This is a genomic window from Bacillus sp. TSO22 (assembly GCF_020223595.1).
Classification (GTDB): Bacteria; Bacillota; Bacilli; order Bacillales; family Bacillaceae; genus Bacillus; species Bacillus inaquosorum.
Map to the genome: position 1 here is coordinate 65,164 of NZ_JAHAWO010000013.1, position 11,676 is coordinate 76,839.

The window sequence follows — 11,676 nt, forward strand, 5'->3', positions numbered from 1 at the left end:
GCTTTCAACAATAAAAAAGCAGGCGCCTTGTATCCCTGCGCCTGCTTTTTCCCGTGTTACGCATGCACTGCAAGCCCAATCGTGCTTAACAGCGCCTCGTGCAATGTTTCCGACAGTGTCGGGTGGGCGGCGATAAAATGCTCCGCCATATCAGCGGTCATCTCACCATTCATGATCGCAGCCGCCTGGCCGATGAGTTCGGTCACATCAGGACCAATCATTGAAACACCGACGATTTCGCCGAATTCCGGTTCTGCCACGATTTTGACCTTTCCTTCCGCTTGCTGTTTAATGAGCGCCTTGCCGTTTGCGGAAAAAGGAAATTCGCCAATCTTCACATCCCCGTATACGCTTCTTGCCTGTTGTTCTGTCATCCCGATGCACGCGATTTCCGGTGATGTATAGATGCAGCGAGGCACATGCTTCTCATTGATTTTGACATCCCTTCCGGAAGCATGAGAAGCAGCGATGATGCCCTCATGGAAAGCCGCATGCGCCAGCTGAATGCCTCCGATTGCGTCTCCGCACGCATAAATATGAGGCACATTCGTCTGCATATGCCCGTTTACCGAAATGCCTTTTGGAGAAAAATCAACTCCGGCCTGCTCCAGCTGTAATCCGTCAAGACGGGGTTTTCTGCCGACCGCCACTAGTACATAATCGGCCTTCGTTTTAAACTCCCGCTGCCCGCTTTTCCATATTGCCGTTTTGGCCGTTTGATCCACCCGCTCTAACCTGGATGAAGTATGCACTTCAACACCGTCATCCTCGAGCTTCTCCTGAAAGAGACGGGCAATCTCTTCATCTTCAGCTGGGATCAGCTGGCCGGCTGTTTCAATGATGGTCACCTTCGATCCCAGTCTGGCAAACAGCCCGGCATACTCACACCCGATGACACCGCCGCCGATAATGACAAGCGAAGACGGAATCTCAGAAAGGGAAAGCGCGTCCTTGCTGTCGATGATCCATTCGCCGTCAAACGGGGCGAATGGCAGTTCGATCGGCTCTGATCCGGAAGCAATCAATACTTGATCTGCTTCTCTGATTTCTTTTCCGTTCTCTCCTTCGATCAAGAGCTTTCTGTCAGAAAGAAAGGAGGCCGTCCCCTTCACAATCTGTATTTGATTTTTCTTCATTAAGAATTGAACGCCCTGGACAAGCTGTCTGACAACCTGTTGTTTTCGGTTTTGCATTTTACTCCAATCGACCGATATCGCACCTGCCGGAAGTTCAATTCCAAAGCTGGTGGCATGTTTGATTTTATCAAGAACGTTTGCGCTTTCTAACAAAGACTTCGTCGGGATGCAGCCTTCATTCAGGCAGGTTCCCCCAAGCGGGCCTTTGTCAATCAGCAGCACGTTTCTGCCCTGCTGTGCCGCGGAGACCGCTGCCGCATAGCCTGCAGGTCCGCCGCCGATAATGGCTAGTGTCATGTCGTTTTCACCTGCTTTTCCTATAAAATTAATGCTGCCGGTTCTTCTAAATATGTTTTAATCGCCTTCAGAAATGCAGCGGCAGGGGCGCCGTCACATGCTCTGTGATCAAATGTCAGGCTGAGCGGCAGGATCGTGCTTCTGACAATCTCCTCCCCTTGATACACCGGCGTGTCATAGCTTGCTCCGATGCCGAGAATCCCTGTTTCCGGCGGATTTAATATCGGCGTGAAATGCTCGACTCCAAAAGCGCCAAGATTTGTAATGGAGAAGGTTGAGCCTTGCAGTTCTTCGCTTCCCGCCCGTCCCTCGCGTGCTTTTTTGGCATTTTCTGAGATGGATTGAGCCAGTTCGATCAGCGACTGCTTTTCAGCATGGCGAATCACAGGCACAACTAATCCATTTTCCAAGGCCACAGCCATTCCGAGGTGCACATGAGGATGTGTGATGATGCGTTCATTTTTATAAAAGCTGTTTAGCACAGGATGAGCTTGCAGGGCGAGAACGGCGGCTCTTGAGACAAAATGAGTCATCGTCAGCTTTGTGCCGTACCGTTCTTCCGCAGTTGGCGAAAGCTGTTTTTGAAGGGCTGTCAGCTTGGTGATATCAGCCTTCATCGTAATCGTCAGCTGCGCGCTGTTTGCCAGGCTTTCCTGCATTCGGGCCGCGATGACTTTTCTCATGCCTGTCACTGGGGTTTCCTGCGCTTTCTGCTCAGAAACCGGCTCAGCCTGATCTTTTTTCTGTTCAGCAAGCGCCTTTATAACGTCGTCCTTCACGATTCGCCCGCCTGGTCCAGTGCCTTTCAGCTGTTTCAGGTCTAATCCCGCTTTTTCCGCTATTTTTCTGGCGACTGGAGATATCTTGATTCGTTCTTTTTTGGCGGCTGCGGGTTTGTTTTCTTGTTTGACGGGCTGGACGGCTAGCGGCGCGCTATCTTCCGAAGCAGGCTCTTTCGCCTCTTCCTGCACCGATTCATTGGCGTCCCCGATGTAGCAGATCGCTGTGCCGGGCGGAACCTCTTCTCCCTCTTTCACTTTGATATCGATCAGCGTTCCTTTTTCAGGCGCCTCGATTTCCATTTCAATTTTCTCCGATTGAATGCTGGCAATGCTTTCTCCCTTTTCAACCGGGTCACCTACTTTTTTATTCCATATCGATACTTCCCCTTGTTTCATGGCCATTCCCAATTTTGGCATCACTACTTTTACTGCCATTTGTGTCCCCCCTTTAATTCATTGCCGGCTCGCCAAGCAATTCAAGCGTGACGCTGACAATTTGATCTGGTGTCGGCAAATATTGATCTTCAAGCACTGGCGAAAACGGCACTGGTGTATGCGGCGCTGTAATTCGTTTAATCGGCGCATCAAGCAAATCGAAGCCCTTGTCGGCAACAATCGCAGCTATATCCGTGGCAATGCTGCATCGCGGATTGGCTTCATCAATGATGATCAGCCGGTTTGTTTTTTCCAACGATGTGAAAATCGCTTCCTCATCCAAAGGAGACAGACTGCGGGGATCAAGCACCTCGGCTTCGATGCCTTTTTCTGAAAGCTTCGCCGCCGCTTCAAGCGCGGTATTAACCTGCTTGCCGACAGCAAATAGCGTAATATCGCCGCCTTCGCGTTTGATGTCCGCCTTTCCGAGCGGGATTGTATAATAATCTTCCGGCACCTCGCCCTTCATGTTGTAGGACGTTTTGTCTTCAAAAAAGAACACCGGGTCATTGTCTTCTATTGCTGCAAGCAGCAGGCCTTTGGCGTCATATGGATTGGACGGAACGACCGTCTTCAATCCCGGGATGCTGGTGAAAAGGCCATACAGCGCCTGTGAATGCTGGGCAGCGGCCCGGAATCCTGCTCCGTAGGTAGTGCGGACGGTAATCGGCACTTGCGCTTTTCCGCCGAACATATAGCGGAATTTCGCCCCTTGGTTGATCACCTGGTCAAAGCACGTGCCGATAAAATCATTAAACATCAGCTCCGCAATCGGCCTCAGCCCGGTTGATGCCGCAGCCATGGCCGCCCCCATATAGCCCGCCTCAGAAATCGGTGTGTCCAGCACTCTTGTGCGGCCGAATTCCTGTACAAGCCCCTTTGTGACCCCTAATACGCCGCCCCATGCTTCATCATCCTGCAAATGATCGACCGCCGCTCCCCCGGCGACATCTTCACCGATCAAAAGCACATTTTCGTCTCTTCTCATCGCAAGCTTCATCGCTTCATTGATCGCGTCTGACATGCTTATGACTCTCGCCATCTCACATTCCCCCTTTTTCATATGACACGTAGACATCTGTCAGCAGCTCTGACTCTTTCGGATACGGACTGTCTTCGCTGAACGAGACGGCTTTTTCAATCGATTTGCTGACACGCTGTTCAATGTCTGACAGTTTATTTGCATCTGTTTCTTTTAACAGGTAGTTTTTAAAGCCTTGAATAGCATCCTTTTCTTCAAGGTGCTCAGCTCTTTCATCCTTCGTTTTATAGGTTTGGGCATCCCCTTCGAAATGGCCATAGTTTCGATAAGTCATACATTCAATCAAAGACGGGCCCCCGCCGTTTCTTGCTCGTTCTATCGCTTCCTCGGCTGCCTGGTAAACTGCTAAAATATCTTTTCCGTCAACTGTGACCCCCGGCATGTTATAGGCAGCCGCCCGGTCGGCGATTGAATCACAGGCCGACGCGTACTCAAATGGGGTGGCTTCGCCATAGCCGTTGTTTTCAGCAACAAATACGACAGGAAGGTTCCATACTGCTGCTAGATTCAGCCCTTCATGGAAGGTGCCTTGGTTATTTGCTCCGTCTCCAAAAAAGCAAACGCTTACATTATTAGTCTGTTTATATTTAGCGGTGAGCGCTGATCCGCATGCGAGCGTAAATCCGCCCCCGACGATTCCATTTGCCCCTAACATACCTTTATCGAGATCGGCAATGTGCATAGAACCACCCTTGCCTTTACACAATCCGGTCGCTTTCCCGAAAATTTCCGCCATCATGCCGTCCAGATCACAGCCTTTGGCGATACAATGGCCATGCCCCCTGTGCGTGCTTGTAATGCTGTCGCCATCATGTAAATGAGCGCACACCCCTACAGCCACCGCTTCCTCACCGGCATACAAATGGACGAATCCGGGAAGCACTCCCTGTGCGAACAGTTCATGCACTTTGTCTTCAAAGCCCCTGATTTCCAGCATCTTTTGGTACATCCACAGCGCTTTCTCCTCAGTTAATGACAAGCCTTCTCGTTTTAACAATTCCATTTTGTGTGCCTCCTTCTATTTAGGGTTCACGTTTTTAAATGCAAGAAGTGTGCCAGCCTTTGGAGCCCGTAAAATCAGTCTTTCCGTTTTTACACTGGAGACAGTTCGAGACAGGTGTCTCATTTTGTCTCGATTTGATCCATTTGTCTCGTTTTATGGCATGCAAAAAAGACCGGGCATCACCCGGTCTTTTGACAATGATCGACGTATTTATTTCCTCGGAAATCTTTTTAACTTCCTAATTCCTCCGCATCGTTTGGCTGAATAGCCGTTTTCGCAAGAAAATCAATTGAATATTTCACAAACCGATACCGCCGTCGCCGTCCTTCTGCATACAGTCTATCGTGCCGTTTGAATATGTATATCTCTTTTCATTAAGCGTTTTTCTGACCGTTTCCGCCAGCTTTGAAGCACCTGTTTTTGATAACCCGCTGGCATCTAATTGCATCGTTATGCTCATAGGCGCTTTTTCAGCCAGCTGTTTGTTCCATTTTGTATCTAATGTGAACTGACCGTTTTCAATGCTCAAAGCAGTGTCGGCTTTTATGATTTGCGGAACCGCTTTTTTCAGATCTGCTTCGATTTCCTTCGATGCTTCTTCATTTAAACGTTTTGCTGCTGATTCTGTATACGCCTCTTCAATTCCATCGCAAGTGACTTTAGGATAGAGAAATCCCTTCGTACACATTGGGTAGCGATGAGATTGGGTGTTTGCTTGGAACACATATTCCGAGGTTTTAGCGTTATATACCCCATTCGTAATCTTGATTTCTTTTTTGGGATAGGTTTGTTTCGCATAAGATATAAGCTTCTGCTTTGCGGCATTTTTCGTAAATGGATCACCGAAACACACATGATAGATATATAGCCCGCATCCGAATACCGCAATAACAAGCAAGCCAAATACAAGTTTTTTCATGTTCACATTCTTTTCTTGATATGTACGTGCTACAGTTCATGCTTGTCTTCAACCGCCCGGTTCAGCGCTTGAAGCATGTAGCCAATGCCTTTGTATGATGACAGAGGCCAGCTGATGTGCTGATGCTCGCCGATGACGGCGTTTAGGACGCTTCGATATTTTTTGCCGCCAAGCATGACAAGCTCTTCGATGTCGGAAAAGCCTTTTTCGCAAAATTGGCGGCGGAGCTCCTCTGCTGTCATGATCTCCGGGTGACCGGTTCCAAAAGCCACATCGTAATTTTCGGGAACGATATCATCTGGGCGAAGGAATCCGTGCTTCGCAGACAAAATCACCCATTCATCGAAAAATGTTTTCGCATATCGCTCGCACGCCTGATGAAACGGGCTGAGATAAGCGTCTTCCGCACTTACCGGCCCTGTATCTGGATGGATGTCCCATATTTTTTTCTTGCCGCAGGGGATGATGCATAGTCGTTTCATTTTTCTCTCCCCTTTATCATGTATCTCATATCAATGTACCATTATTTTCTTATTCCTGCATGTCATACAATAAAAATAGAGGGGGTTCCCCCTCTATTTCAACAGCTTCATTGCAGCCCGCTCCAGCAGCTGGACACCTCGCGGCAGAATGTCTTCCTGGATATCGAACTTTTCATGATGATGCGGGGCGGCGATGTCGGTGCCGATGATCATATACGTTCCTTTTCCTCCCCGCTCTTGAACCCTTTTGATCATGTAGCTTGCGTCTTCGCTCCCTCTTGATCCTGTTTGAATGCCTTTGCGAGAAGAAAAACCGTCAACCTCTGCAGCCGCTTCAAGCACAGTTTTGACCATTTCCTCGTCACATTTGATCGGAATGGCTCCGCCGATGATGTCGATGTCATATTCAAGCTCATGCATGGCTGCACTGTGGGCAATGATCTTTCGTACGCGTTCCTCCAGATCACAATTGACCTCTTCTGAATCAGACCGCGTTTCAATGATCATTTTGGCGTGCTGCGGGATGATATTTGCCGCTGTTCCGCCTTCAAGCACACCGACATTAATGCGGGTATCTCCTGAGCTGAAACGCGGAATGGCGTGAATGTTTAAAAGCGCTGTTGCCGCACCTAGCAATGCATTCTTGCCAAGCTCAGGCGCCGCGCCGGCATGAGAGGAGACGCCGCGGAAATGGACGGCCATTTTTGTCGTGGCCAGAAATCCTTGCGCTCCGCCGTATATTTCTCCCAGCGGCACATTGGTGCCAAGATGGTGGCAGAGAAGATAATCGACATCATCCAGCATGCCTTTCTCGGTGACGGCGTACGCTCCGCGGACGCCCTCTTCGGCGGGCTGGAAGATCAGCTTTAAGGTGCCCGCAAAGTTTCCGTGTGCCATCGCTTTTGCCACACCTAACCCAATGGCGGTGTGGCCATCATGGGCACAGGCGTGCATATTTCCTTCAAATTCAGACCGGAAGCCCTTGGCGAACGGGACATGGTCCGCCTCTGCACTTTCTGTAATAGGCAGTGCATCCATATCAAAGCGAAGCGCGACGACCGGTCCCGGTACATTTCCCTCCAGCGTGCCGATGACTGCGGTGTATCCGCCTTTCATTGGCGCAATGATATCGGGATCCGCTCCATTTTCTATTGCACGTTCAAAAGCCCGCTGCAGGTCTTTTTCAGAAGGGACACCTCTGCGGGCATCGCCATCAATTGCATCCTTTCCATATGTCACGTCGTATCCAAGGGCCAGCAGGGTTTCCACAACCTTTCCGGCTGTACGAAATTCCGTGAAGCCCACTTCTGGATGCCGGTGAAAATCTCGTCTCACTTGAATAATATCCATATCTCCCACCCTTTGTTGTTTTTACTTTGCATAGACGCCCGGCCCGATTGGCCAGCCAAATACGTACCAAATAAACATCATGAGCAGCCACGCCAAGAAGAACAGAACCGTATACGGAATCATTGTTGAAATCACGGTTCCAAACCCCGCATCTGTTTTGTAGCGCTTATAGTACGCCAGCAGCATCGGCAAATAAGGATTCATCGGCGTGATGGTGTTGGTGGCAGAGTCCGCTATCCGATAGGCGATTTGAATAAAAGCGGGATGGAAATCCAGTAGCATCAGCATCGGAATAAACACGGGTGCCAGCAGCGCCCATAACGCGGAACCGCTCGTAATAAACAGACTGACGATACACGTCAGCAACGAAAATCCGATTAATACAGGGAATCCCGTTAGATGAATAGATTGCAGAAAGTCAGCGCCTTTTACCGCCATAAAAATCCCCATATTGCTCCATGTGAAAAAAGCGATAAACTGAGAAATGACAAATACGAGCACAATAAAACCTGACATGCCTTTAACGGAATCACCCATCAGCTTCGGAACATCTGTCTGATCCTTAATGCGTCCGGCCATGATGCCGTAGACAACCGATACAGTAACAAAAAACAGTAAAATGATTGGGATAATGCCTTTCAGAAAAGGTGAGGAAAGAATTGAGCCGTTTTCAGGATCTCGCAGGAGCGCTCCCTCCGGAACGACTAATATCGCAATGATGCCCGCGTATAAGAGAGCCGCAGCCCCTGCCCCCTTCAGCGCTTTGATCTCTTTTTTCGTTAAAGCCGCCATTTCCGGCTGATATTCGCCGCGGTAACTGCCAAGCCGGGGTTCAACGATTTTGTCTGTCACCCATGCTCCGATAAAGGCTAAAACAAACACGGAAGCGGCCATGAAAAACCAGTTATCAACAGCGGACACGTGAGCATTTTTGTCGATCGTTTGGGCGACCTTTGTGGTGATGCCAGAAAGCAGCGCATCTGTCCCGGCAATCATCAGGTTGGCCGTAAAACCTGATCCTACCCCTGCTGAAGCGGCCGCAAATCCGGCGAGCGGATGACGGCCGGCTGCCATGAAAATCAGCGCGCCTACCGGCGGAATAATCACCCATGCCGCATCGGAAGCCAGATTCCCTAAAATCCCGACAAATACAACGGAATAGCTGATGATCGCTTTCGGAATGTGGGCCATCATCTTCTGCAACACAGCTTCAATTAAACCGACCCGTTCCGCCAGCCCGATGCCGAGCACCATTGTAAGCACAAGGCCGAGCGGCGGAAATTGAACAAAGTTGTTTACCGCTTCCGTCAGCATCCAGTGAATGCCCTCGGTGCTAAGCAAACTTTTGACTGCTATTGCTTTGCCGTCCGCCGGATGTGTTACTGCGTTTCCAGCCAGCAAAACAGACATGGCGATGACGATCATAGATAAGTAGATAAACAGCATAAAAGGATCAGGCAGCTTGTTTCCAGCCTTTTCGATCCACTTTAATATTCCTTTATGCTCAATCTTTTGTAAAGAATCAGCAGTCATTTCCGGCAGATGTTTAGCCATAGCGCCCTCCTATAATCGGTTTTAGTATGCCTTTACAGAAAACGTATGATGGGAATTGAGAATAAAAAAGACTGAATTTACAAATAATTTAACGCCTGCTGGTAATGCGTTTTCGTCAAATGTGAATTTAGAATGGTGATGAGGATAGATCATCTCCTCGCCTCCCGCTCCCAAAGCGATGTAACAGCTCGGCACTCGTTCAGAAAATGCGGAGAAATCCTCACCGCCCATCATCGGTTCTAACGGAAATACCTGTCCCTCTCCCCAAAGACTTACTGCTGCTTGTTTCACAAGCTCGGTGATATCCCGATCGTTTACAACAGATTTGTATCCATGGCGAAAATCAAATTCATATGAGGCGCCGTGGGCTTCGGTTACACCTTTTATGATCTGCTCCATCCGCAGTTTCGCCTGTTCCCGGATTTCTTCCTTAAACGTTCGCAATGTCCCGCCCAGCGTTACGGTATCTGGGATGACATTGAAGGCTGAGCCTGCGCTGCACATCGTGACGGAGAGCACCAGCCTTTCAGCTGGATCTGTATGTCTCGAGGATATGGTTTGCAAATGAGAAATCAGCTGAGAGGCGATCACGAGCGGATCGACGCACTGTTCGGGCTGGGAGGCGTGTCCGCCTTTTCCTTGAATCGTGATATCAAAGCGGTCAGAATTCGCAGTGACAGCACCTGATGCCAGACCGATTTTTCCTAATGGCATGGCAGAAAACAGATGGATGGCTAAGCACATATCAAGATGATCGGTAACACCGGCCTGCACCATTTCCTGCGCTCCGCCGGGATGAACCTCCTCAGCATGCTGAAAAATGAAATAGACTTCTCCTCTGATTTCGTCCTTTCTCTGAGATAATATCTCAGCCGCCCCAAGCAGCATAGCGGTATGCCCATCATGGCCGCAGGCATGCATCACACCCGAATGCAGGGAAGAAAAATCGCTCTCATGCTCCTCCTGAATCGGCAGGGCGTCCATATCAGCACGCAGCCCAATGCGTTTACCGGTCCGGGAACCGATCAGCCGAGCGACCACGCTTGTCCTTGTCGGACGGCTGATGTCAAGGTTGCCAAAAGAAGAAAGCGTATCATATACAAATTGAGCTGTTTTTTCTTCTTGAAAGGACAGCTCTGGGTATTGATGGAGATGTCTCCTCCATCCAATCACATTCTTGTACGTAGCGGCATATTCATCCATCATGCTTCCAGCCCCCAATCGTTTTTAGAAACTCTTGCATTTACTTTATTGATTATATGGCGCTGGTTCAATCGGAATGTCAGACAATCTGACTTATTAAAGGTGACATGGATCAAAAAAAGAAGAGGAAATCTGACAGATTTCCTCTTCTACTGCTCTTCCACCCCATCAAGATACTTTCTCTCAAAGTCATCGAGCAATGCACGCACTTCATCTGTTGACTTTGTGTTCATGCATTGATTTCTTAATTCACTTGCCCCGCGGAATCCACGGAGATATATCTTGAAAAAGCGAGGAAGAGGCTTGTACGCACGAGCTTCTGTTTTAGAATATTCATCATGGAGATCCAGATGCAGCCTTAAGAGATCAAGCAATTCCTTACTGCTATGTTCTTTCGGTTCCTTTTCAAAGGCAAACGGATTTGTAAAAATACCGCGTCCGATCATAATCCCATCAACACCATATTGTTCAGCGAGCTTCAAACCAGTTTGGCGGTCAGGAATATCACCATTGATCGTCAAAAGTGTATCTGGCGCCACCTCGTCACGAAGTTTCTTAATCTCCGGGATGAGTTCCCAATGCGCATCCACTTTACTCATTTCAGCTCTTGTACGCAGATGAATGGAAAGATTAGCAATATCCTGCTTCAATACATGTGTCAGCCAATCACGCCATTCATCTATATCCGTGTAACCAAGCCTTGTTTTCACGCTTACTGGCAATCCACCTGCTTTTGCAGCTTGTATTAGTTCTGCTGCAACCTCTGGACGACAAATAAGGCCGCTTCCCTTTCCATTCCCTGCCACATTAGGCACAGGGCAGCCCATATTGATATCCAGACCCTTAAACCCTAATTCCGCCATCCCAATACTCATTTGGCGAAAGTTTTCAGGCTTATCCCCCCATATGTGGGCAACCATTGGCTGTTCATCCTCTGTGAAAGTCAAACGGCCACGCACACTATCCTTCCCATCCGGGTGACAATAGCTCTCCGAGTTTGTAAACTCTGTAAAAAACACATCCGGTCTGCCAGCTTCACTCACTACATGGCGGAAAACAACATCCGTCACATCTTCCATTGGTGCCAGTACAAAAAAAGGTCGTGGTAATTCACGCCAGAAATTATCTATCATAACAAATTCAAATCCTTTCATTATGGGAGACGGCCAAATCTTTATCCCAAATTAAAAAGCTGATCATGCTTCTTTTACACTTATAGCATGCTTCAGCACTTCTTATCAAACTATAGTAAATTTTGAACATTTAAATCTTTACCAAGTGCAAAGAAAACCAGTGAGAAAAGGCAGTTTAGATCATAGGCTAGGTATATTATCGAGATTTATACAGTATACTCCTGAGTATTTTTTAGATGGACGAGTATCACATACTTGTTTCTGCGCCCCTACCCAAATTTGTGAAAGAAAGTATCGCTAAGATATTGAATTGGTTTGGATCTTAAAAATCCCGGGATTC

Annotated in this window: 9 protein-coding genes and 1 pseudogene; all 10 read right to left on the reverse strand. The window is 48.5% G+C overall.

Annotated elements, in window-relative coordinates; all coding sequences use genetic code 11:
• Positions 1-56 precede the first annotated feature (56 nt).
• On the reverse strand, positions 57-1,433 hold the full coding sequence (gene acoL, locus KHQ79_RS16095; protein ID WP_119913566.1) for an acetoin dehydrogenase complex dihydrolipoyl dehydrogenase: 1,377 nt from the start codon (positions 1,431-1,433) through the stop codon (positions 57-59).
• 20 nt (positions 1,434-1,453) lie between these two features.
• The gene (gene acoC / locus KHQ79_RS16100) at positions 1,454-2,650 is read right to left on the reverse strand and encodes an acetoin dehydrogenase complex dihydrolipoyllysine-residue acetyltransferase (protein ID WP_225516038.1); all 1,197 of its coding nucleotides are present in this window, start codon (positions 2,648-2,650) and stop codon (positions 1,454-1,456) included.
• A gap of 13 nt (positions 2,651-2,663) precedes the next feature.
• On the reverse strand, positions 2,664-3,692 hold the full coding sequence (acoB, locus tag KHQ79_RS16105; RefSeq protein WP_100276074.1) for an acetoin:2,6-dichlorophenolindophenol oxidoreductase subunit beta: 1,029 nt from the start codon (positions 3,690-3,692) through the stop codon (positions 2,664-2,666).
• Position 3,693: 1 nt separating this feature from the next.
• On the reverse strand, positions 3,694-4,695 hold the full coding sequence (acoA, locus tag KHQ79_RS16110) for an acetoin:2,6-dichlorophenolindophenol oxidoreductase subunit alpha (RefSeq protein WP_225516040.1): 1,002 nt from the start codon (positions 4,693-4,695) through the stop codon (positions 3,694-3,696).
• A 230-nt stretch (positions 4,696-4,925) separates the two neighbouring features.
• Positions 4,926-5,614, reverse strand: a pseudogene (locus tag KHQ79_RS16115) (YfjL-like protein).
• A gap of 29 nt (positions 5,615-5,643) precedes the next feature.
• Positions 5,644-6,096, reverse strand: coding sequence for a DUF6884 domain-containing protein (locus tag KHQ79_RS16120; protein WP_225516042.1), 453 nt, complete (start codon positions 6,094-6,096; stop codon positions 5,644-5,646).
• Positions 6,097-6,189: 93 nt separating this feature from the next.
• A complete protein-coding gene (locus KHQ79_RS16125) occupies positions 6,190-7,446 on the reverse strand; it encodes an amidohydrolase (RefSeq protein WP_225516044.1) in 1,257 nt (418 codons plus the stop codon).
• Positions 7,447-7,467: 21 nt separating this feature from the next.
• On the reverse strand, positions 7,468-9,000 hold the full coding sequence (locus KHQ79_RS16130; protein ID WP_003239811.1) for an AbgT family transporter: 1,533 nt from the start codon (positions 8,998-9,000) through the stop codon (positions 7,468-7,470).
• 21 nt (positions 9,001-9,021) lie between these two features.
• Complete coding sequence (locus KHQ79_RS16135; RefSeq protein ID WP_225516046.1) at positions 9,022-10,206, reverse strand: M20 metallopeptidase family protein; 1,185 nt, start codon at positions 10,204-10,206, stop codon at positions 9,022-9,024.
• A gap of 146 nt (positions 10,207-10,352) precedes the next feature.
• The gene (locus KHQ79_RS16140) at positions 10,353-11,336 is read right to left on the reverse strand and encodes a tRNA dihydrouridine synthase (protein WP_084990665.1); all 984 of its coding nucleotides are present in this window, start codon (positions 11,334-11,336) and stop codon (positions 10,353-10,355) included.
• Positions 11,337-11,676: the final 340 nt, after the last annotated feature.